The following is a 21532-nucleotide window of genomic DNA, read 5'->3' as shown; positions in this document are numbered from 1 at the left end:
TCCGCGATCAGTTGATTCAGACGCGCCGCTCGGCACCCTCGTCGATATCGCCATGGGCTATACAGGAGGCCGCAGTGAACAGCACGTCAGTCGACGAGTTCAGCGCGGTTTCTGCCGAGTCCTGCACCACGCCGATGATGAAGCCGACCGCCACGACCTGCATCGCCAGGTCATTGGAGATCCCGAACAGGCTGCAGGCCAGCGGAATGAGCAGCAGCGAGCCGCCGGCGACACCCGAGGCCCCGCAGGCGCAGACCGCCGCCAACAGGCTCAGCAGCACCGCCGTGGCGATATCCACCTGGATGCCGAGAGTATTGACCGCAGCCAGCGTAAGCACCGTGATGGTGATTGCTGCCCCACCCATGTTGATGGTCGCACCCAGCGGGATGGACACCGAGTAGGTGTCCTTGTGCAGCCCGAGACGCTGGCACAACTGCATGTTCACCGGAATATTGGCAGCCGAACTGCGCGTGAAGAAGGCCGTGATGCCACTCTCACGGAGGCAGGTGAGTACCAGCGGATAGGGATTGCGGCGGATCTGCCAGAACACGATCAGCGGGTTCATCACCAGCGCCATGAACAGCATGGCGCCCACCAGCACGAGCAGCAGCCGGACATAGCCCAGCAGCACATCGAAGCCCGAATCGGCCAGCGTGCCGGCGACCAGGCCGAACACACCGAGCGGCGCGAAGCGGATCACCACCTTGACGATCAGCGTGACGCCATCGGACAGGTCGCCAATCAGCCGCCGCGTGCTGTCCTGTGCATGGCGAAAGGCGAAGCCGAGACCGATTGCCCACGCCAGGATGCCGATGAAGTTGCCATTGAGCAGCGCACGCACCGGGTTGTCGACGATATTGAACAGCAGCGTATTGAGGACCGCTCCTACCCCGGACGGCGGTATCACGTCAGTTGCTTCGCTTACCAGCGTCAGCGAGGTCGGAAACAGGAAGCTCGCCAGCACCGCAACCGCCGCCGCACTCAGCGTACCCAGCGCGTAAAGCACGATGATGGGCCGTATGTGGGTGGGCTGACCGCGCTTGTGGTTGGCCAGTGACGAAGTCACCAACACGAATACCAGAACCGGCGCTACGGCCTTGAGCGCCTGAACGAACAGGTCGCCCAGCAGCGCGGCCGATTTGGCGGCAGCCGGCAGGAAGAGCGCCAGTAACGCTCCGACGACCAGTCCGATGACGATCTGGAGTACCAGACTGGTGCGACTGATGAGGCGGACGATTCGAGGCATATCGGACATAGGCGCATCTCGCAGCTGGGAAAGAGCGGCCCCGAACGGACCGTTCCTGCCATGGAAAAACGCGGGATGGTACGCCGCTGGACCGCCCATGCCCAGCGTTGAGCTGTCACGGGTGGGCGAAGTAGTCGGCTCGAAGCGCTTGAAGAACAAAGGGCGCCCTGGAAGAGCGCCCTCGGGATCAGACCTGGAAGCGTGCCACGAGATTGTTCAGATCGATCGCCAGGCGTGCCAGCTCCTGACTGGCTGCACTGGTCTGGTTCGCACCCGCTGAAGATTGCAGCGACAGATCGCGAATGTTCACCAGATTGCGATCAACCTCACGGGCGACCTGAGCCTGCTCCTCCGACGCACTGGCGATCACGAGGTTGCGCTCGCTGATCTGGCTGATCGCGCTGGCGATGCCATCGAGCGCCTCACCGGCTGCCCGCGCCAGCTCCAGCGTGGTCCTGGCGCGCTCATTGCTCGCCTGCATGGCATGCACCGCCTTGTCGGTGCCCTGATGTACATCGCCGATCATCTGTTCGATTTCTGCGGTCGACTGCTGTGTGCGGTGCGCCAGAGCCCTCACCTCATCGGCAACCACGGCGAACCCCCTGCCGGCATCACCGGCGCGCGCCGCTTCGATAGCCGCGTTGAGGGCCAGCAGGTTGGTCTGCTCCGCGATGGAGCGAATCACGTCCAGCACCTTGCTGATATCGCGCACCTGGCCTGCCAACCGCTCCACCTCGGTGGCCGTCTGGGTTACGTCGCCCGCCAGCAGGTCGATCGACTCGACCGTGCGGATGACCTGCTGCCGACCATGCTGCGCCGTCTCGTCGGACTCGCGCGAGGCTTCGGACGTCGCGACGGCATTGCGCGCCACCTCATCCACCGCGGTGGTCATTTCGTTGACTGCGGTGGCGGCCTGCTCGATCTCGTGGTTTTGCTGATGCAAGCCACGGGTAGAGTCTTCGGTCACGACGTTGAGCTCTTCCGCCGCCGAGGCCAACTGGTTGGATGAGTGGGAAATACCCTGGATGGTATCGCGAAGACTTTGCTGCATGGCCTGAAGCGCGACGAGCAGGCGCGCGGGCTCGTCGTTGCCGACCACCCGAATGCTGCGGGTCAGATCGCCGCCCGCGATGACTTCGGCGACGCCGACAGCCTCGGCCAGCGGTTGAACGATGCTGCGGGTCAGCAATAGTGCCAGGATGATGGTCGCGATGACCGCCAGCACCATGGCGACCACTACACCCTGGAAAGCGCTAGCCGCGACTGCCATGGAGTTGGCGCTAGCCGCATCGGCGGCTTTACGCTTGATGTCGATAAGGTCGCGCAAGGTCTCCGAAGTGACGCTCGCATGCTCGTTGAGCTCGCCTCGTGTGATCGCGATCGCCTCATCCGTACGTCCCTGCAACGCGAGATCTATCATCTGCCGCTGAAAGGTCTCGTAGCGGGCCAGGGATTGATCGAATGTCGCCAGCAGCGCTTTGCCCTGGGCGTCCTGAACCAGGCGATCCAAATCCTCGCGCTCTTGCGCCAGCGTTCTGCGGAGCGTCTGCAGGCCGTCTACACCGCTGCGCTGCTCTTGCTGGTCACCAATAAGCAGCCGCAAGGTTCCGGCACGGATACGTAGGAAATCCTGGTTTGCTTGACCCAACAACTGAATCGTTGGTAACAGATGCTGCCCGATTTCCTCAGTCTCATCCTCCATTGCCGAGATGCGCGTCAGCGCGAAAACGCCGAGCGCAAAGACCAGCAACGCCACGATGCCGAACCCCAAGCCAGCCCTCAGGGCAATCTTCATCTGTCTGAACATAACGCGACCTCATACGACTACGGTAATAACCGTATATCGGATGAGGTCACCGGTAACTTGACCCCTCTGGAGAAATATGTTTCCGGAACTGAGAATTCTTCTTCTTTAGCGCAGATCAGACCTGGGAACTTCCGCACCACCTCGTTCAGCCCTATCGCCAACCGCGCCAGCTCCTGGCTTGCCGCGCTGGTCTGATTCGCCCTGCTTCTTCGCGCATGTTGGCCATCTGGTTCATTGCGAACAGACCGAGGAAAAGAACGAGCAGACCAATCAAGCCGAAACCCAGTGTTGGGCGCTTACCAATAGTGAGCGAGCGGATGGACATGTACCTTCTCCATGAAATGAAGCAACGCCGAGCGCGTGGCATGCTGCATCATCGAAAAGGCAAAACCGCCCACCCGAATCCTGCCGCCAATGAACCGGCCCGAGCGTCCTAATCGACTAACGGTCCGACTGCGATTAGCCACTACTGCTCGCGTACCGTGAAGCGTTGCTCGGCCAGCTTGCGATCTCCCTGGAACACCATCATCCGCCACTCGCCAGGCACTACTTCGTGGGGCTCGGTGAATTCGAATGCCATGACATCCTGCTCCACGTCAGGGACCAGCGCCTGGACCACTTCGAACTTGTCGTGTCGTTTGCCGTCGGGCGTCTGCACGCCTGGCGTCAGGTAGAGCAACGTCAACGGCGTATCAGCAGCCTGCTTGCCCACCAGGCGATAACGCAGGCCGAATTTGCTGCCGAGTTTCGCGGGGATCTCGGTGGTCTGGCGGATCGACTGATCGCGTCGTGTCAGAACGCGCTCCCCGGGCTGGAAATCCTCTTTCGTTGTTTCGAACAGACCATATTCCACTAGTCCCACCACCTGCACGTCGGCTTGCGCAAGCGGCGCACTCATTCCCAGCACGGCCACGGCCAACGCCAAACGGACTAACGACATGTACCTGCTCCTTGATGGATTACGGAGCCGGCAGGTTATGACGCAACGATGACAGCAGCGTGACGATCAGCGCAGTTGCTGCTGCCGCTTGCGTGGCAACAGCGCAAGGAAGTTGTCTCGAGCGACGCCCTGCGCCACCGATTCAGGGAGTGCATCGAGGAACGGCTCGAATGCCTGCATACCCGAGGCCAAGCTGTCGAAACGTCCTACCACGTCCGAACCGATCACGAAGCGATCCGGATATCGCTCGACCAGCGCCACCCATTTGGGGTCCGGATTGCCCTGCTCGTCCAGCAGGTAAGGACGCAGCATCGTCCAGGATAGGTCGATGTAGAGATTGGAATAGTCACCGAGCAGTCGGCTGACCGTATCGTACAGAAACTCCAGCTTCTCCTGATGCCGATGAAGCTCCATGCTGGTGCCAGCGTGGGCCCAGATGAAACGGGTATGCGGGTGGTTGCGCAGCGGCTCCTCCAGCTCGGCGAGATAGAGCGGATTGCGCTCGCGCTTGGAGGTGATGTTCGAATGCAGCAGCACCGGCAGATCGAACTCGGCCGCCAGATGGTAGACCCTCGTCAGCGCCTCGTTGTTGGCCCGCGGAGTGTCACCCTCGGTCAGGGCGGTTACGTCATCGTGACGCGTGAATACCTCCCCCAGCCCCTGCCAGAGCCCCGGATGCAGCTCGAGCATCCGCCGAATATGGGCGTCGGCGTTCTTGTCATTGGGATTGAAGCCAGACAGAAAGGGATGGAAGCGCTTGCGCTGCTCCTCATCCAGCTCCTCAAGGGCTGCGGCGACCAGCACATCGGTAGCGCTGTACCAGTACACCGGCGCATCATCCCCAGCGTAATAGCGCGGACGCTTGGGCTCGTTCTCGTGCCACTTCTTCGCTACCGGAATACCGCTGATCATGACGTGATCGATGCCGCCGGCGTCCATCGCCTTGAGCAGCTTTTGCATGCCATCGGTCTCCTGGAAGAAATCCACGTAATGCAGGTGTGCGTCGCTGTAGCGGTAATCGCGCGCTTGAGCACAAGCCAGCGGCAAACAAAGAAAGAGAGCGAGCAACAGGGCGGGTCGTTTTTTTGGCAAGGCGTGGTCCTCCGGACAGGCAGCGAATAGACCGCCGCTATGCTTGACCGTTCAGCCGTGGCATAGCGCGACAATACCCCCCACCGTATTTGACAAACATCAAGGCCGGCCAGGGCAAGGCGCCATAGCATGCCTGGAACAGAAACGCGGGCCACTCTGCCGCGTTTGATTGATCACCTAACTGAGCGAGGCACGTTTCCATGGCCCTGAAGACCATCAGCGCACGCGGACAATTGAATGCAGGTATGGCAATCGAGGTCGAGTGCGGCAACCACCGCCTGATCATGGATCAACCGAAGAACGCGGCTGGTCAGGACCTCGGCCCCACTCCACTGGAAGCCATCATGGCTGCGGTGGCGGGCTGTTTCGGCACCATCGGCCGGTTCATCGCTCATCAGCAGAAGATCGAACTACGCGGCATGCGCTTCGAGATCGAAGCGGACTACGACCCGGCCGGCCTGCTCGGCCGCGACCCGGACGTCCGCCCTGGCTTCCAGGAGCTGCGCGTCAAGGTCGAGATCGATGCCGATCTGGACCGGGAGGGCAAACAGGCGCTGCTGGAGCAGATCGAAAAGCGTTGTCCGGTCGCCGACAACCTCACCCATGGCACTCGCCTGGTCAGCGTATTGGTCTGAATGGAAGGAAATGAAAACGGCCCGTCGTTGACGGGCCGTTTTCATCTTGCAGCAGCGGCTCAGGCCGAAAGTTCGACCAGCAGCTTGTTCAGACGCTGCACATAGGCAGCCGGGTCCTTGAGGCTGTCTCCCGCCGCGAGTGCGGCCTGATCGAAGAGGATGTGTGAAAGATCGGCGAAGCGATCTTCGTCCGGCTCGGCGTCCAGCTTCTCGATCAGCGGATGCTGCGGGTTGATCTCGAAGATCGGCTTGGACTCCGGCACCTTCTGCCCGCTAGCCTCAAGGATCTGACGCATCTGCAAGCCGAGATCCTGCTCACCGATGGCAAGAATGGCTGGCGAGTCGGTCAGGCGATGCGAGACTCGCACCTCGGCGACCTCGTCGCCCAGCGCGCCCTTGAGACGCTCGATCAGCCCTTCCTTGGCTTTGGCAATCTCTTCCTGGGCCTTCTTGTCCTCTTCCGAGTCCAGCTTGCCCAGATCCAGGTCGCCACGCGCCACGTCGACGAACTGCTTACCGTCGAACTCGGTGAGATAGCTCATCAGCCACTCGTCGATGCGGTCGGTGAGCAACAGCACCTCGATGCCCTTCTTGCGGAAAACCTCCAGGTGCGGACTGTTCTTGACCTGTGCATGGCTCTCGCCGGTCAGGTAATAGATCTTGTCCTGGCCTTCCTTCACCCGGCCCAGGTAATCGGCCAGCGCTACCGACTGCTCGCCGGACGCATCGCTGGTGGAGGCGAAGCGCAGCAGGCCGGCGATCTTCTCCTTGTTGGCGAAATCTTCCGCTGGGCCTTCCTTGAGCACCTGGCCGAACTGCGACCAGAACTGCTTGTAGTCCTCCGGCTTGTCCTTGGCCAGCTTTTCCAGCATGTCCAGCACGCGCTTGGTCAGCGCCGATTTCATCGAGTCGATCACCGGATCCTTCTGCAGGATCTCGCGGGAGACGTTGAGCGACAGGTCGTTGGAGTCCACCACACCCTTGATGAAACGCAGATACAACGGCAGGAACTCGTCCGCCTGATCCATGATGAACACACGCTGTACGTAGAGCTTGAGCCCCTTGGGTGCTTCGCGGTGATAGAGGTCGAACGGCGCGCGGCCCGGCACGTAGAGCAGCGAGGTGTACTCCAGCTTGCCCTCGACCTTGTTGTGGCTCCAGGACAGCGGATTTTCGAAGTCGTGAGCGACGTGCTTGTAGAACTCCTGGTATTCCTCGTCCTTCACTTCGCTGCGCGGACGGGTCCAGAGGGCACTGGCACGGTTGACCGTTTCCCATTCGGTTTCCGCCGGCTTGTCCTTCTCTTCATCGCTCTCCAGAGACGAAAGGGGCTCCTTCGGCAACTCGATGGGCAAGGCGATATGGTCGGAATACTTCTTGACGATATTGCGCAGGCGCCAGCCATCGGCGAACTCTTCTTCACCCTTCTTCAGGTGAAGGACGATGCGGGTGCCGCGCTCGGGCTTATCGACGGTGGCGACTTCGAACTCGCCCTCGCCCTTCGAAGACCAGTGCACACCTTCGCTCGCCGGAGTACCGGCGCGGCGGCTGTAAACGTCGACCTTGTCGGCGACGATGAATGCCGAATAGAAGCCCACACCGAACTGGCCGATCAGGTGCGAATCCTTCTTCTGGTCGCCGGAGAGATTCTTCAGAAAATCCGCAGTGCCGGATTTGGCGATGGTGCCCAGATGCGCGATCACGTCCTCGCGGCTCATGCCAATGCCGTTGTCTTCGAGGGTGACGGTCTTGGCCTCCTTATCGAAGGAAAGCCGGATCTTCAGCTCGGCGCCACCTTCGAGCAGCTCCGGCTTGGCCAGTGCTTCGAAGCGCAGCTTGTCAGCAGCGTCGGAAGCGTTGGAAATCAGTTCGCGAAGGAAGATTTCCTTGTTCGAGTACAGCGAATGGATCATCAGATGAAGCAGCTGCTTCACTTCAGTCTGGAAGCCCAGGGTTTCTTTTTGAGTCTCCACACTCATCGTCTACGAACTCCACATCATCTCAATGGCTCGGACCGCGGCTGCGGCGATGACAGGCAGATGGGGGCACGACGATGGATTTCAAGGGCGGGCGGCGCCTGTCTTGCGCCACCCCTGGGTCATGGCTCGACCAGTTCGAGTAGTACGATCTCACCCGGTGCCAGGTTGTAGCTGGCCTCGCCGGGCCCGCTAATGACCCGTCGAATGATCAGCTTGCCTTCACTGTCCAGCCCCAGAAAGCGACCCTCGGCAACCCCGCCACGTTCGGTATGCGCGCGGACCAGCATCTGTTGGTAGCGAGCCGGATCGCGCAACAACCGTTCCAGCGAAAACCCCGGATGACGATCCTTGGCGGTGACAGGGATGGCCTTCACGGCGGCGGGGCTATCATCGCGGGCAGCGGCCGGCGCGATCACGTCGGCAGTCAGGGCAGGATAATCGTCGCCCCTGACCTGCCAGCCCTGCGCATCCTTGATCAGATGCAGAGTAAAGCCCTGCGCCTCGCCCTTGACCGTAGCCTGAACACTTACCTCAAGCTCATCGGCAGGCAGCGTCAACGTCGGCAGCGGTTGTATCGAGACATCGCGACTGGCGTGGCGACGCTGCAGGTAATCCTCGATGACAAAGGCCAGCGTATCCTGTGAATCGTGCCGACGATCAACCTCGCCGTTGCGGTAGCGCAGCCGATTGGTGAACAGTTCGACGTTGCCGTTGAGGCTGGTCTGATAATGCGGGGGCAGGACCAGGTGAAAATCGCCACTCAGCTTGTTCGGTGCGACGGGTTCCAGATCGAGATGCAGGGTATAGCCACGGTCGAGACGGCGACTTTCGGGCAATTCCCGGTCGCGGCTGAGCCAGGCTATCTCGACTTCCGGTAATGGTCCGGCGTCGTCGGGCAGCACATCGACGCGCAGGGCGCCATCAACCGGCTCGCGCAGCCGTACGATGACTTCCTGGCGGGCGAAAAAGCCCTGCCCTTCGCGCAGTGTCAGCACACCATTGATGAATTCGCCCTGTTGCGGCGCAAATGCCCGACCATTGAGTTGTCCTTTGATGTTCATGCTCAGCTCGGGCTGAACCTGTGTCGGCAGCCAGCGCAGGCTGAAGATCGCTGCCAGGCGGTCAGCATCGCGGCTGGCCAGCAACGACAACCCGACCACCAACGGGATCACTCCGAGACAGGAAAGCACCACGGCCCTACGTGCAGCACGCCAATGACTGACCACGAACGCCAGCGTCAGTGGCGGCAGCAAGCTGCCAATCCCCCACAACAGGCTCGTCGCGAATGCCTGGCTGATCAGCCAGACGAAACCGGCGAACACCAGCAATAGGCCGCCTAGTATCAACAGTGCTTCCATTCGAGTTCCTTCAACGCAGTCGCGGAGTAACAGCGCATACCGCGGCGCTGCCTCCCCGTCGGATGCGTCAGGGCTCGTCGATCTTGAAGTGGCAGCGGGCGGTGGCGATGGGCTCGGCCTGACGGGTCTGCCAGGCGGTGATCGCGACATTGGCGACCCTGCGGCCTTGGCGCCAGACCTGGCAGGCGGCGAAGGTGTCACGATAGTGACCAGCACGCAGATAATCTATCGAGAAGTCGATGATTTTGGGCAAATGTGGCGCCCCCATGAACATCAGCAGGTGCAGCATCGCTGCATGCTCCATGAAGCCTGCGATGACACCGCCATGAATGGCCGGTAGCGGGTTGCCGATGTTGCTCTCGTTCTGCGGCAGTCGGAAAACCATCTCGTCGCCCAGACGCAGGCACTCGATGCCGATCAGGCGAGCATAGGGCACCAACTGGATCAGCGAGTTGTAGTCATTGGTCGCGTGCGCTTTCTGAACCAGCTCGCTGAGGTTGAAATCGCTCATGCCTTCCCCTCCGAGCCAAACACACCCTGGGCGCCCTTGCCCATACGCATGAAGGTTCCCACCGCGTGGGCAATGGGCTCATTGATATCGCGCTGGTAGGCGATGCCCCGGGTGAAGATTACCGTCGGCGTAACGCGGTAGCATTCGGCGAAACCGAAGATGTCGTGGCCCGGCTCAGCCGGATGCATGTAGTCGATGCGCAAATCGAGCGTCGGGCAGACCTCGAGCTCCGGCAGTGCGCAGGCTGTGGAAATCCCGCAGGTGGTGTCCATCAGCGTAGTGATCGCGCCGCCATGAACGACTCCGGTCTCCGGGTTGCCGATGATCTTTTCGCTGTAAGGCAGGCGCAAGGTGAGTCCGCGGCTGTCGGCATGCTCGACACGCAGGCCCAGAACCTGGCAGTGCCGCAGGACTGACAGAAAGCGCTGGGTGCGCTCGAGTATCTGGCTATCGCTCATTCGAATTCTCGACGGTTGGATCAGCCGCGAATGATACCGCCTCACCCGTGCCGTGCCCTATTCCCTGGGCGCTTCGGCTGGCGAAGTTGGCGTGAACACCATGACTTCCAGCACGTCGGAGTGGAATTCCCGGCGATAGAGAATGAGCACCACGCCGGCCGTGACGAGCATGAAGAACCAGGGATGAACGAACCAGGCGAGCGTCGCCATGCCGAAGTAGTAGGCACGCAGGCCGAAGTTGAACTGGTTGGCGGCCATGGAAATGACCTGTGCCGCCCGATCGGCGAAAGCTCTTCGCTCCTGATCACTGACGTTGCGCTCCCCCACCATCGGCGCGGAGGCAACCAGCACGGCGGCGAAGTTGTACTGGCGCATGCACCAGCTGAACGTGAAGAACGCGTAGACGAAGACCACTGCAAGACACAGCAGCTTGATCTCCGACAGCCCGCGGCTGACCGGTTGCGCGAACGGCAGATCGGCGAGCAGCGAGACTGCACGATCCGACGCACCCAGTGCAGTCAGAATGCCGGCAAGGATGATCAGCGTACTGGACGCAAAGAAGGAGGCGTTGCGCTCGAGATTGCCGATGACATTGGCATCGGCAATGCGGTTGTCACGCATCAGCAGCCGCTGCATCCAGTCTTCCCGGTACAGATGCAGCACGCTTGCCAGGCAGGCTGTGTCCCGCGCCCGCCAGCTGGCGTAACGGGTGTAACCGACCCAGCACAGGATGAACCACAGCACAGCGATCAGATGAGGCAGGTTTGGATCGGACAAGCTCATGGCACACCCTCGGAAACGTCGCGTGATTATAGCCAGCAGCGCTCCCGACGATAGCGCTGCAGCGCCGCCTGATCGGCCAGCGGCGTTGCAGCGCAACGCTTACCTCATGCCCGACTGCACACGCTCGGCACGACCCAGCAGCCGGTCGGTAACAACTGCCAGCACCAGCATCAGCAAGACCGGAACCAACCAGCCCATGCTCTGATCGGCCAACGGCAACTGGCTGAACAGAGGCGGAACCCAGCCGCCCAGCCCGGCCGCGGCGAGGCCGTCGACGACACCGAAGACCAGCGTTACTGCCATCACCGGCACGAAGACCCGCGGTGCCGACAGCCAGAAGCGATCAAGCAGACTCAACGCCACCAGCACGATGGCGAGCGGATAAAGCCCAACCAGCACCGGGACCGACACACTAATCAACTGAGTCAGGCCTTGGTTGGCGACCAACAGGCTGAAGAGTGCGAAGACGATCACCACAGCGCGATAGGACACCGGCAGCAAGGCACTGAAGAACTCGCCACAGGCCGTGGTCAGGCCTACCGCAGTGGTCAGACAGGCCAATGTGATGACGACCGCAAGCAGCAGACTGCCTGGAGTGCCGAAGGTGTGTTGCACGTAGGTGGTGAGAATCTGTACGCCGTTTTCGGCGCCGGCGGCGATCCCCTGGCTCGTCGCGCCAAGGTAGAACAGAGCCAGATACACCAGCGAAAGGCCGATGGCTGCAATCACGCCGGCGATCATCGAATAACGGGTCACCAGGGCCGGCTCGGTCACGCCACGGTCTCGGATGGCGGTGGCGATCACGATGCCGAACACCAGCGCACCGAGCGTATCCATGGTCAGATAGCCCTCGAGGAACCCTTTGATCAGCGGTGACGCCCGATACCCCTCGGTCGCGGCACCCACCTCACCCGCTGGAGCGAAGATCGCAGCGCCGCCCAGCACCAGCAATGCCGACAGCAATACGGGGGTGATGAATTTGCCGATGCGATTGACCAGCTGCCCCGGGTTCAGCACCAGGAACAGCATCGCCGCGAAGAAGACCAGCGTATAGAGAAACAGCGGCATGCCCGAGTTACCGCTGAACGGCGCGATACCCATCTCGAACGAAACGACAGCCGTACGCGGTGTGGCGAACAGCGGTCCGATTGCCAAATAGACCGCCACTGCGAGAACGGTGCCTGCGACATTGCCGAGCGGCGCAGTCAGGCGGTCCATGCCACCGCCGACGCGGGCCAGCGCGACAACCGTCAATAGCGGCAGGCCGACCCCGGTCAGCAGGAAGCCAAGCGCCGCCTGCCAGATGAACGCACCTGCAGCCATGCCGGCGCTGGGGGGGAAGATGATATTGCCGGCGCCCAGGAACAGCGCAAACGTCATGAAGCCAAGTGCCAGCAGGTCAAAACCTTTCAAACGATTCATGCGGGAAAAACTACCAGAAGATGACGGCAACCAATGAACGCGGCGCAGCTCACGAGCGCGACGGAACGACGATTCATATCGGCCTGAATGATGGAGTGCGGGTTTCCTTCAGGGATAAGGGGAAACATCATCCAGCCGTTTGGGCCGGATTCTTCTTGCACGCTGTCGCTCTTGTGAAACGAACAAACGTATGAATGAGCGGCAATGATGCCACGATGCGCCGATGAATGCTGACCGGAACGTCAGCATCGGCCGCGAAAAATTGTCGCTCGGCCTGCGCGAAGGAAAGCCAATCGCGCGAACAGATGGAACTCGTTGCGCCGCGGCGGCACAACGAGGTACGTCTCGAATCCAAGCGCCCGGCGATTGCCCGGGCGCTTGGAGTCCGGTCAGGCTTTCATCGCCCAACCGGTCACTTCTGCCAGTGCTTTGCCAATGTCGGCCAGAGAGCGTACGGTCTTCACGCCTGCGTCCTGCAGGGCAGCGAACTTCTCTTCCGCAGTACCCTTGCCGCCAGAGATGATCGCCCCCGCATGTCCCATGCGCTTACCAGCCGGAGCGGTGACACCGGCAATGTAGGACACCACCGGCTTGGTCACGTTGGCCTTGATGAAGGCGGCAGCCTCCTCTTCGGCCGAACCGCCGATCTCGCCGATCATGACGATGGCCTCGGTCTGCGGATCGTCCTGGAACAGCTTGAGGATATCGATGAAGGTCGACCCCGGGATCGGGTCGCCGCCGATGCCGACGCAGGTCGACTGGCCGAAACCGGCATCGGTGGTCTGCTTCACGGCTTCGTAGGTCAGCGTGCCGGAGCGCGAGACGATGCCCACCTTGCCCGGCTGGTGGATGTGCCCCGGCTGAATGCCGATCTTGCACTCACCCGGGGTGATCACGCCGGGGCAGTTCGGCCCGATCAGTCGCACGCCAAGCTCGTCGCACTTGATCTTCACTTCGAGCATGTCCAGCGTCGGGATGCCTTCGGTGATGCAGACGATCAGCTTGATACCACCGAATGCCGCTTCGAGGATGGAGTCCTTGCAGAACGGGGCCGGCACGTAGATCACAGATGCATCGGCGCCGGTGGCCTCCACGGCCTCCTTGACGGTGTTGAACACCGGCAGCCCCAGATGCATCGTGCCGCCCTTGCCGGGCGTGACGCCACCGACCATCTTGGTGCCGTAAGCGATCGCCTGCTCGGAGTGGAATGTGCCCTGCGATCCGGTGAAGCCCTGGCAGATGACCTTGGTGTCCTTGTTGATCAATACGCTCATTACTTGCCCTCCGCGGCTTTGACAACCTGAATGGCCGCATCGGTCAGGCTGCTCGCGCCGATGATGTTCAGACCGCTCTCGCTCAGCATCTTGGCTCCCAAGTCGGCGTTGTTGCCTTCCAGACGAACCACAACAGGCACCTTGACGCCCACTTCACGCACGGCACCGATGATGCCCTCGGCGATCATGTCGCAACGCACGATGCCGCCGAAGATGTTCACCAGAACGGCAGCGACATTGCTGTCGGAGAGAATGATCTTGAACGCTTCGGTCACCCGTTCCTCGGTGGCGCCACCGCCGACGTCGAGGAAGTTCGCCGGTGCACCGCCATGCAGGTTGACGATGTCCATGGTGCCCATGGCCAGGCCCGCGCCGTTGACCATGCAACCGATGTTGCCGTCGAGCGCCACGTAGTTCAGTTCCCACTTGGCGGCATGCGCCTCGCGCGGATCGTCCTGCGATGGATCGGCCATGTCGCGCAGCTTCGGCTGGCGATAGATGGCGTTGCTGTCGATGTTGATCTTGGCGTCCAGGCAGTGCAGGTTGCCGTCCTTCTTGATCACCAGCGGATTCACTTCGAGCAGTGCCAGGTCGTAGTCCTGGAACAACTGGGCAAGACCGACGAAGATGTGCACGAACTGCTTGACCTGGTCACCCTTGAGGCCCAGCTGGAACGCCAGTTCGCGCGCCTGGAACGGCTGCGCGCCGACCAGCGGATCGATGGTTGCCTTGAGGATTTTCTCGGGTGTGTCGTGAGCGACTTTCTCAATGTCCACGCCGCCTTCGGTGGAGGCCATGAAGACGATCCGGCGACTGGCACGATCGACCACGGCGCCCAGATAGAGCTCCTTGTCGATGTCGGTGCACGCCTCGACCAGAATCTTGCTGACCGGCTGACCATTGGCGTCGGTCTGGTAGGTCACCAGACGCTTGTCGAGCCACTGCTGGGCGAATGCCCGGGCCTCATCCTTGCTGCGAACCAGCTTTACGCCACCCGCCTTGCCACGTCCACCAGCATGCACCTGGGCTTTGACCACCCATTGCGTGCCGCCGATCTTGTCGCAGGCTTCCGCTGCTTCCTTCGGGCTATCGACTGCGTAGCCTTTGGACACGGGCAGACCGTATTCAGCGAACAGTTGTTTACCTTGGTACTCGTGAAGATTCATGCTTTCTACCGTCTGTGTTGGTATTGGCGCATTTACGGCACGACGAACCGTCGTGCCTCCCTCACAAGTCGCTGAAAACTATCTGCGAATTCACGATACCTCTCAGCGACCTGCAATCCTTTTCGAATCTGCAGTTTGCAAAAGGCCCGGCGTATCTGCAGATACGTCGGGCCCGGGTACAGCACGAAACCGATTAGCGCTTCTTGCGATTGGCGATATGGATGGCGTGGCCATTCACTGCCAGGGCCGCTTCATGCAGCGCTTCGGACATCGTCGGATGGGAGAAGACCATCATGCCCAGGTCTTCGGCACTGGTACCGAATTCCATGCCGATCGCGCCCTGCTGAACCAGCTCGGCGGCGCTTGGGCCCATCACATGCACGCCCAACACGCGGTCGGTCTTGGCATCGGCGATGACCTTGACCAGGCCGGCGGTGTCGTTGGCAGCCATGGCACGGCCACTGGCGGCGAACGGGAAGGTACCGACGTTGACTTCAACGCCTTCGGCCTTCAGTGCCTGCTCGGATTTGCCGACCCATGCGATTTCCGGGTGAGTGTAGATGACCGACGGAATCAGGTCATAGTTCATCTGGGTCTTGTGGCCAGCGATACGCTCGGCAACCATCACGCCCTCTTCCGAGGCCTTGTGGGCCAGCATGGCGCCGCGAACCACGTCACCGATGGCGTATACGCCCGGAACGCTGGTAGCGCACTGGTCGTCGACGAAGATAAAGCCACGCTCATCCATGTCGACGCCGGCATCGGCAGCCAGCAGGTCAGTGGTGACCGGACGACGGCCGACTGCAACGATCAGCTTGTCGAAGGTCATCTGCTGCTCGCCTTCGGCGCTGGTGAAGTTGACGGTCACTTGATCGCCCTTCACTTCCGAACCGGTCAGGCGCGCGCCCAGCAGGATCTTCAGACCCTGCTTGGACAGGACCTTGAAGGCTTCCTTGGAAATCTGCTCGTCCGCGGCCGGCAGGAACTTTTCCATGGCCTCGATGACGGTGACTTCAGCGCCGAGACGGGCCCAGACCGAACCCAGCTCCAGACCGATCACACCGGCACCGATGACGCCCAGCTTGCCCGGCACGCTCTGGAAGTCCAGTGCGCCGGTAGAATCGACGATGACTTTCTGATCAACCGGCGCCGGTGGGATGTTCACTGGAGTGGAACCGGACGCCAGGATGACATTCTCGGCGGCGAGCGTCTGGACATTGCCGTCCAGGCCGGTGACTTCGACCTGCTTGCCGGCCAGCAGCTTGCCATGCCCTTCGAACACGGTCACACCGTTGGCTTTCATCAGGGACGAGACACCGCCGGTGAGGTTCTTAACGATCTGGTCTTTGCGCGCAACCATGGTCGGCACGTCCATAGCCACTTCGCCGGTGCTGATGCCGTGAACCTTGAAGCTCTCATGGGCTTCATGGAACTTGTAGGAGCTGTCCAGCAGAGCCTTGGAAGGAATGCAACCTACGTTCAGGCAGGTACCGCCCAGCGCGGTCTTGCCGTCCTTGCCCTGATATTTTTCGATACACGCGGTCTTCAGACCCAGCTGGGCTGCACGAATGGCGGCCACATAGCCGCCAGGGCCGGCACCGATGACGACGACGTCGAATTTCTGGCTCATTACGAATCCTCTTAAAAGCAGCTAAAAGCCAAAGGCTGCAGGCAGCAGGGACGGCTTTCGCCAGACCCGCCAACTGCAGCCTGGGGCGTTTCTATCAGATATCCAGCAGCAGACGGGCCGGGTCTTCCAGCAGGTCCTTCATGGTAACCAGGAAGGTCACTGCTTCCTTGCCGTCGATCAAGCGGTGGTCATAGGACAGCGCCAGGTACATCATCGGCAGGATGACCACTTGACCATTAACGGCCATCGGACGTTCCTGGATCTTGTGCATGCCAAGAATAGCGGTCTGCGGCGGGTTGACGATCGGCGTCGACAGCAGCGAACCGAACACACCACCGTTGGAGATGGTGAAGGTACCGCCGGTCATCTCTTCGATGGTCAGCTTGCCGGCCTTGGCCTTCTTGCCGAAGTTGTTGATGCCGCCCTCGATCTCGGCCAGGCTCATGTGCTCGGCGTTGCGCAGCACCGGAACCACCAGACCGCGGTCGCTGGAGACGGCGACGCCGATGTCCTGATAACCATGGTAGACAATGTCGTTACCGTCGATGGAGGCGTTGACGCCGGGCTGGCGCTTGAGTGCTTCGACTGCGGCCTTGACGAAGAAGGACATGAAGCCCAGACGCACGCCGTTGTGGGTCTTCTCGAAGAGGTCCTTGTACTTGGCGCGCAGCTCCATGATCGGCTTCATGTTGACTTCGTTGAACGTCGTCAGCATGGCCATGGAGGACTGCGCTTCGACCAGGCGCTCGGCGACCTTGGCTCGCAGGCGGGTCATCGGCACGCGCTTCTCGACACGATCACCCTCGGCGAAGATCGGCGCGGCAGCAGCCGGAGCAGCAGGCTTGGCAGCAGCAGCCGGGGCGGACTTCTTGGCTTCGACGGCGGCGACGACGTCTTCCTTGGTCACACGACCGTCCTTGCCAGTGCCGCGGATGCTGTTCGGGTCAATGCCATTTTCTTCGGCCAGCTTGCGGGCAGCAGGAGCGAGAATCGGCTCTTCGCCACTGGCACTGGCGCTGGCGGCAGGAGCCGGAGCAGCAGCCGGAGCGGGGGCAGCAGCCGGGGCAGGTGCAGCGGCCGCAGTGGCGCCCGCCTCCAGCTTGCCGAGCAGCTCGCCGCTGAGCACGGTATCGCCTTCGTTCTTGACGATCTCGGTCAGCACGCCGTCAGCTTCGGCCAGTACTTCCATGACCACCTTGTCGGTTTCGATGTCGACGATCAGCTCATCACGCTTAACCGCGTCGCCCGGCTGCTTGTGCCAGGTGGCAACGGTGCCGTCGGCGACCGATTCCGGGAATGTAGGGGCTTTGATCTCGATAGCCATTATTCAGGGGTCCTATTGATTCGGTTTCTACATCGAGGCCGCGAACGCTCGCGGCCTCTCGCACGAATGGGTTAAACGGTGAAGGCGTCCTGCAGCAGTTTTTCCTGCTGCTCGGCATGCATCGAGGCGTACCCGACCGCGGGCGCCGCAGAAGCATCACGACCCGCGTACTGAAGGAACAGTTCCTTCTTGTGCGCTGTCGCCACACGACGCATATGGTGCTGGCTGCAGTACCAGGCGCCCTGGTTCATCGGCTCTTCCTGACACCAGATGATGTGCTTGAGGTTCTGGTAGGGCGCAAGCGCTTCGGCCAGATCCTCTTCCGGGAACGGATAGAGCTGTTCGATACGGACGATCGCGATGTCTTCGCGGCCTTCCGCCCGGCGCTTGTCCAGCAGGTCATAGTAAACCTTGCCGCTACACATGATGACGCGCTCGACCTTGGCCGGATCGACCGGATCGATCTCCGGAATCACGGTCTGGAACGAGCCCTGAGTCAGCTCCTCCAGAGTCGATATGGCCTGCTTGTGGCGCAGCAGCGACTTGGGCGTCAGTGCTACCAGCGGCTTGCGCAGCGGGCGAATCGCCTGGCGACGCAGCATGTGGTAGACCTGCGCCGGAGTCGTCGGTACGCAGACCTGGATGTTGTGCTCGGCGCACAGCTGCAGGTAGCGCTCCAGACGCGCGGAGGAGTGTTCAGGCCCCTGCCCTTCATAGCCGTGCGGCAGCAGCATGGTCAAACCGCACAGGCGGCCCCACTTGTGCTCCCCACTGGTGATGAACTGGTCGATCACGACCTGGGCACCGTTGGCGAAATCACCGAACTGCGCTTCCCAGACCACCAGCGCATTCGGCGTAGTGGTGGCGTAGCCGTATTCGAACGCGAGAACCGCTTCCTCGGAAAGGAAGGAGTCGTACAGATCGAAACGTGGCTGGCCTTCGTACAGGTGCTGCAGCGGGATATAGGTGCTGCCATCCTTCTGGTTGTGCAGCGCTGCGTGACGATGCGAGAAGGTACCGCGACCGACGTCCTGACCGGAGATACGCACCGGATGGCCTTCGAACAGCAGCGTCGCGTAAGCCATGGTCTCGGCATAGCCCCAGTTGATGGCCAGCGCGCCGGCGCCCATCTTCTGGCGATCTTCGAGGATCTTCGAAACCTGGCGCTGAACCACGAAGCCTTCAGGCGTTTGCAGCAGCTTGTTGGACAGATCCTGCAGGGTCTTCAGGTCGAAGCTGGTGTCGTGACGCGCAGTCCAGGCATGCCCCAGATACGGGCGCCAGTCGACGAACAGTTCCTTGTTCGGCTCCTTGACCAGGCTCTTGACCACATGTAGACCGTTGTCCAGCGCAGTCCGATATTCGTCGACTTTTGCCTGGACGCGCTCATCGTCGAGCACCTTGGTCTGGATCAGCGAGTCGGCGTACAGCTCACGGGTGGTGCGCTGCTTGGCGATCTTCTGGTACATCAGCGGCTGGGTACCGCTTGGTTCGTCCGCCTCGTTGTGACCACGACGACGGTAGCAGATCAGGTCGATGACGATGTCACGCTTGAACTGCATGCGATAGTCGACGGCAAGCTGGGTGACGAACAGCACTGCCTCGGGATCGTCTGCGTTCACGTGGAAGATCGGCGCCTGGATCATCTTCGCCACGTCGGTCGCGTACTCGGTGGAACGAGCATCTTCCTGCTTGTTGGTGGTGAAGCCGACCTGGTTGTTGACCACGATGCGGATGGTGCCACCGGTGCGGTAGGCACGGGTCTGCGACATCTGGAAGGTTTCCATCACCACACCCTGACCGGCGACGGCGGCGTCACCGTGGATGGTGACCGGCAGAACCTTGTCGCCAACCGGGTCGTTGCGGCGGTCCTGGCGAGCGCGTACCGAACCCTCGACCACCGGAGAGACGATCTCCAGGTGCGACGGGTTGAACGCCATGGCGAGATGGATCTCGCCGCCCGGGGTCATCACGTTGGACGAGAAGCCCTGGTGATACTTGACGTCACCGGAGCTCAGGCCTTCGACCTTCTTGCCTTCGAACTCGTCGAACAGGTCGCGCGGATTCTTGCCGAAGGTGTTGACCAGTACGTTCAGACGACCACGGTGGGCCATGCCGATGACGATTTCCTTGGTGCCGTAGGAGCCGGAGCGCTGGATGATCTCATCGAGCAGCGGGATCAGACTCTCGCCACCTTCCAGACCGAAGCGCTTGGTGCCCGGATATTTGGTACCCAGATACTTTTCCAGACCTTCGGCAGCGGTGAGGCGCTCAAGCAGGTGGCTCTTGATCTCCGGCGAAAACTCCGGACGGCCACGCACGCTTTCCAAGCGCTGGACGAACCAGCTGCGCTGCTCGGAATCGACGATGTGCATGTATTCCGCGCCAATGGTGCGGCAATAGGTTTCTTGCAGAGCCTTGACGATTTCGCGCAGAGTGGCCTGGCCGTTGACCATGGCCAGGTCGCCGGTGCGGAATACGGTATCGAGATCGGCGTCGGTCAGACCGTAGTTGTTGATCGCCAGGTCAGCGGGGGCGGTGCGCTGCTGCAGGCCAAGCGGATCGAGCTGTGCTGCCTGATGGCCGCGCACTCGGTAGGCCTGGATCAGGCGCAGGACTTCGATCTGCTTCTTCTCATGCTCGCTGCTGACAGCACCTGCGGAGACAGGCTGAGCACGGCGCTGGTTCTTGGCCAGCAGAACGAAGTGGTCGCGGATCGTCGAATGCGATACATCGGCTGAAGCGCTGCCACCGGAGGGCAACTTCTGGAAGTAAGTGCGCCACTCTTCGGGCACAGCGTTGGGATCGTGCAGGTAGAGCTCATAAAGCTCTTCCACATAGGCAGCGTTACCACCGGATAGGTGGGCACTGTCCCACATGCGCTGCATTACGCTTTCTTGCATGTCTGGTCACCTTCGATAAGGAGACACCACCAGCGTGGAAACCGCAGCATGACTTCCCAAGTTCTGAAGCAGCGACTCAGGTAAAGCCACTACGGACCGCGCAGATAGTTCCCGGGCACAACCCGGATGCTCCTGCTGGTCATCAAATTTTCAGAGTGAAATCCCGGCTTTGTGAGCTGGGATTCCTACTAAAACTACGGCGCCGAGCTTCGACTTCGGCGCCGCAGGTGTCACGGGTAAAGCAATCCGGCCGTTCCAGGCTAGCGCATAACCTTTCCCGACCGGGGTGTCATCAAGTACCGCTCTGCAGCAGCATGTTGCGTATGTGACCGATTGCCTTGGTAGGGTTCAATCCCTTCGGACAAACGTCGACGCAGTTCATGATACCGCGGCAGCGGAACACACTGAACGGATCGTCCAGACCGGCCAGACGGTTCTCGGTTTCGGTATCGCGGCTGTCGGCCAGGAAACGGTAGGCCTGCAGCGACGCAGCGGGACCGAGGAACTTGTCAGGGTTCCACCAAAACGACGGGCAGCTGGTCGAGCAGCATGCGCACAGGATGCACTCGTACAGACCGTCCAGCTTCTCGCGATCTTCCGGACTCTGCAGTCGTTCGATAGCCGGCGGCGGCGTATCGTTCATCAGATACGGACGCACTTTCTCGTACTGCTTGTAGAAGATGCTCATATCGACGACCAAGTCACGAATGACCGGCAGACCTGGCAGCGGACGGATGACCAGCTTGTTGCCCTTGACCACGGAGGACAGCGGGGTGATGCAAGCCAGACCGTTCTTGCCATTGATATTCATCCCGTCGGAACCGCACACGCCTTCGCGGCAGGAGCGACGATAGGAGAAACCCTGGTCCTGTTCCTTGATCAGAGCCAAGACGTCCAGAACCATCAGGTCTTTACCTTCGGTATTGACCTGGAAGTCCTGCATGAACGGCTTTTCGTCCTGATCGGGGTTGTAGCGATAAACACTCACTTGCAACATATCGGCG

At 61.2% G+C, this 21532-nt stretch carries 19 protein-coding genes; 1 reads left to right on the top strand and 18 read right to left on the bottom strand.

What is annotated here, in order from left to right; translation table 11 throughout:
- Window positions 1–16: 16 nt before the first annotated feature.
- From sstT to OUY36_RS09890, 5 genes are all read right to left on the bottom strand, one after another.
- Window positions 17–1255, bottom strand: coding sequence for a serine/threonine transporter SstT (sstT, locus tag OUY36_RS09910; protein ID WP_267937852.1), 1239 nt, complete (start codon window positions 1253–1255; stop codon window positions 17–19).
- Window positions 1256–1433: 178 nt separating this feature from the next.
- Window positions 1434–3041, bottom strand: coding sequence for a methyl-accepting chemotaxis protein (locus OUY36_RS09905; RefSeq protein ID WP_267938149.1), 1608 nt, complete (start codon window positions 3039–3041; stop codon window positions 1434–1436).
- Between the two features lie 163 nt (window positions 3042–3204).
- Window positions 3205–3378, bottom strand: coding sequence for a hypothetical protein (locus OUY36_RS09900; protein WP_156245978.1), 174 nt, complete (start codon window positions 3376–3378; stop codon window positions 3205–3207).
- 141 nt (window positions 3379–3519) lie between these two features.
- Entirely contained in the window at window positions 3520–3993 is a 474-nt protein-coding gene (locus OUY36_RS09895; protein ID WP_267937851.1) for a DUF3859 domain-containing protein, read from the bottom strand.
- Between the two features lie 66 nt (window positions 3994–4059).
- Window positions 4060–4953 carry an amidohydrolase family protein gene (locus OUY36_RS09890; protein WP_267937850.1) on the bottom strand — a complete coding sequence of 298 codons (894 nt, stop codon included), beginning with the start codon at window positions 4951–4953 and terminating at the stop codon, window positions 4060–4062.
- A 332-nt stretch (window positions 4954–5285) separates the two neighbouring features.
- Here OUY36_RS09890 and OUY36_RS09885 point away from each other — a divergent pair, with 332 nt between their 5' ends.
- The gene (locus tag OUY36_RS09885) at window positions 5286–5720 is read left to right on the top strand and encodes an OsmC family protein (RefSeq protein ID WP_063543339.1); all 435 of its coding nucleotides are present in this window, start codon (window positions 5286–5288) and stop codon (window positions 5718–5720) included.
- 59 nt (window positions 5721–5779) lie between these two features.
- On the opposite strand, the gene htpG is transcribed toward OUY36_RS09885, so the two are convergent.
- From htpG to OUY36_RS09820, 13 genes are all read right to left on the bottom strand, one after another.
- Window positions 5780–7699 (bottom strand): molecular chaperone HtpG, encoded by a 1920-nt coding sequence (gene htpG, locus OUY36_RS09880; RefSeq protein ID WP_218422534.1) that lies wholly within the window; start codon window positions 7697–7699, stop codon window positions 5780–5782.
- A gap of 119 nt (window positions 7700–7818) precedes the next feature.
- Window positions 7819–9057 (bottom strand): MFS transporter, encoded by a 1239-nt coding sequence (locus tag OUY36_RS09875; protein WP_267937849.1) that lies wholly within the window; start codon window positions 9055–9057, stop codon window positions 7819–7821.
- A 67-nt stretch (window positions 9058–9124) separates the two neighbouring features.
- A complete protein-coding gene (locus OUY36_RS09870; protein ID WP_063543343.1) occupies window positions 9125–9568 on the bottom strand; it encodes a PaaI family thioesterase in 444 nt (147 codons plus the stop codon).
- Window positions 9565–10026 carry a PaaI family thioesterase gene (locus OUY36_RS09865; protein WP_102841278.1) on the bottom strand — a complete coding sequence of 154 codons (462 nt, stop codon included), beginning with the start codon at window positions 10024–10026 and terminating at the stop codon, window positions 9565–9567. The genes OUY36_RS09870 and OUY36_RS09865 overlap by 4 nt, the downstream gene beginning before the upstream one ends.
- 57 nt (window positions 10027–10083) lie before the next feature.
- On the bottom strand, window positions 10084–10809 hold the full coding sequence (locus tag OUY36_RS09860) for a DUF599 domain-containing protein (protein WP_063543347.1): 726 nt from the start codon (window positions 10807–10809) through the stop codon (window positions 10084–10086).
- A 99-nt stretch (window positions 10810–10908) separates the two neighbouring features.
- Window positions 10909–12231: a branched-chain amino acid transport system II carrier protein gene (brnQ, locus tag OUY36_RS09855; protein WP_106443353.1), complete on the bottom strand. Its 1323-nt coding sequence runs from the start codon at window positions 12229–12231 to the stop codon at window positions 10909–10911.
- Entirely contained in the window at window positions 12228–12392 is a 165-nt protein-coding gene (locus OUY36_RS09850) for a hypothetical protein (protein WP_156245983.1), read from the bottom strand. The genes brnQ and OUY36_RS09850 overlap by 4 nt, the downstream gene beginning before the upstream one ends.
- Window positions 12393–12620: 228 nt before the next feature.
- Complete coding sequence (gene sucD / locus OUY36_RS09845; RefSeq protein ID WP_063543351.1) at window positions 12621–13505, bottom strand: succinate--CoA ligase subunit alpha; 885 nt, start codon at window positions 13503–13505, stop codon at window positions 12621–12623.
- Window positions 13505–14671 carry an ADP-forming succinate--CoA ligase subunit beta gene (gene sucC / locus OUY36_RS09840; RefSeq protein WP_003294782.1) on the bottom strand — a complete coding sequence of 389 codons (1167 nt, stop codon included), beginning with the start codon at window positions 14669–14671 and terminating at the stop codon, window positions 13505–13507. Before sucC ends, sucD begins: the two co-directional genes overlap by 1 nt.
- A gap of 193 nt (window positions 14672–14864) precedes the next feature.
- Window positions 14865–16301: a dihydrolipoyl dehydrogenase gene (gene lpdA, locus OUY36_RS09835; RefSeq protein ID WP_102841281.1), complete on the bottom strand. Its 1437-nt coding sequence runs from the start codon at window positions 16299–16301 to the stop codon at window positions 14865–14867.
- Between the two features lie 94 nt (window positions 16302–16395).
- On the bottom strand, window positions 16396–17625 hold the full coding sequence (gene odhB / locus OUY36_RS09830; protein WP_106443355.1) for a 2-oxoglutarate dehydrogenase complex dihydrolipoyllysine-residue succinyltransferase: 1230 nt from the start codon (window positions 17623–17625) through the stop codon (window positions 16396–16398).
- 71 nt (window positions 17626–17696) lie between these two features.
- Window positions 17697–20528, bottom strand: coding sequence for a 2-oxoglutarate dehydrogenase E1 component (locus OUY36_RS09825; protein ID WP_110777288.1), 2832 nt, complete (start codon window positions 20526–20528; stop codon window positions 17697–17699).
- 292 nt (window positions 20529–20820) lie between these two features.
- Window positions 20821–21525 carry a succinate dehydrogenase iron-sulfur subunit gene (locus tag OUY36_RS09820; protein ID WP_013982597.1) on the bottom strand — a complete coding sequence of 235 codons (705 nt, stop codon included), beginning with the start codon at window positions 21523–21525 and terminating at the stop codon, window positions 20821–20823.
- Window positions 21526–21532: the final 7 nt, after the last annotated feature.

Source organism: Stutzerimonas sp. R40042, from assembly GCF_026642215.1.
GTDB lineage: Bacteria > Pseudomonadota > Gammaproteobacteria > Pseudomonadales > Pseudomonadaceae > Stutzerimonas > Stutzerimonas frequens.
Note: the sequence above shows the minus strand (reverse complement) of the source record. Positions and strands in the feature narration are given on the sequence as shown.

What these genes read in the sequence shown, in the direction of transcription:
- sstT (WP_267937852.1), bottom strand. Translation starts at nt 1,255, where the DNA reads ATGTCCGATATGCCTCGAATCGTCCGCCTCATCAGTCGCACCAGTCTG.
- OUY36_RS09905 (WP_267938149.1), bottom strand. Translation starts at nt 3,041, where the DNA reads ATGAAGATTGCCCTGAGGGCTGGCTTGGGGTTCGGCATCGTGGCGTTG.
- OUY36_RS09900 (WP_156245978.1), bottom strand. Translation starts at nt 3,378, where the DNA reads ATGTCCATCCGCTCGCTCACTATTGGTAAGCGCCCAACACTGGGTTTC.
- OUY36_RS09895 (WP_267937851.1), bottom strand. Translation starts at nt 3,993, where the DNA reads ATGTCGTTAGTCCGTTTGGCGTTGGCCGTGGCCGTGCTGGGAATGAGT.
- OUY36_RS09890 (WP_267937850.1), bottom strand. Translation starts at nt 4,953, where the DNA reads ATGCAAAAGCTGCTCAAGGCGATGGACGCCGGCGGCATCGATCACGTC.
- OUY36_RS09885 (WP_063543339.1), top strand. Translation starts at nt 5,286, where the DNA reads ATGGCCCTGAAGACCATCAGCGCACGCGGACAATTGAATGCAGGTATG.
- htpG (WP_218422534.1), bottom strand. Translation starts at nt 7,699, where the DNA reads ATGAGTGTGGAGACTCAAAAAGAAACCCTGGGCTTCCAGACTGAAGTG.
- OUY36_RS09875 (WP_267937849.1), bottom strand. Translation starts at nt 9,057, where the DNA reads ATGGAAGCACTGTTGATACTAGGCGGCCTATTGCTGGTGTTCGCCGGT.
- OUY36_RS09870 (WP_063543343.1), bottom strand. Translation starts at nt 9,568, where the DNA reads ATGAGCGATTTCAACCTCAGCGAGCTGGTTCAGAAAGCGCACGCGACC.
- OUY36_RS09865 (WP_102841278.1), bottom strand. Translation starts at nt 10,026, where the DNA reads ATGAGCGATAGCCAGATACTCGAGCGCACCCAGCGCTTTCTGTCAGTC.
- OUY36_RS09860 (WP_063543347.1), bottom strand. Translation starts at nt 10,809, where the DNA reads ATGAGCTTGTCCGATCCAAACCTGCCTCATCTGATCGCTGTGCTGTGG.
- brnQ (WP_106443353.1), bottom strand. Translation starts at nt 12,231, where the DNA reads ATGAATCGTTTGAAAGGTTTTGACCTGCTGGCACTTGGCTTCATGACG.
- sucD (WP_063543351.1), bottom strand. Translation starts at nt 13,505, where the DNA reads ATGAGCGTATTGATCAACAAGGACACCAAGGTCATCTGCCAGGGCTTC.
- sucC (WP_003294782.1), bottom strand. Translation starts at nt 14,671, where the DNA reads ATGAATCTTCACGAGTACCAAGGTAAACAACTGTTCGCTGAATACGGT.
- lpdA (WP_102841281.1), bottom strand. Translation starts at nt 16,301, where the DNA reads ATGAGCCAGAAATTCGACGTCGTCGTCATCGGTGCCGGCCCTGGCGGC.
- odhB (WP_106443355.1), bottom strand. Translation starts at nt 17,625, where the DNA reads ATGGCTATCGAGATCAAAGCCCCTACATTCCCGGAATCGGTCGCCGAC.
- OUY36_RS09825 (WP_110777288.1), bottom strand. Translation starts at nt 20,528, where the DNA reads ATGCAAGAAAGCGTAATGCAGCGCATGTGGGACAGTGCCCACCTATCC.
- OUY36_RS09820 (WP_013982597.1), bottom strand. Translation starts at nt 21,525, where the DNA reads ATGTTGCAAGTGAGTGTTTATCGCTACAACCCCGATCAGGACGAAAAG.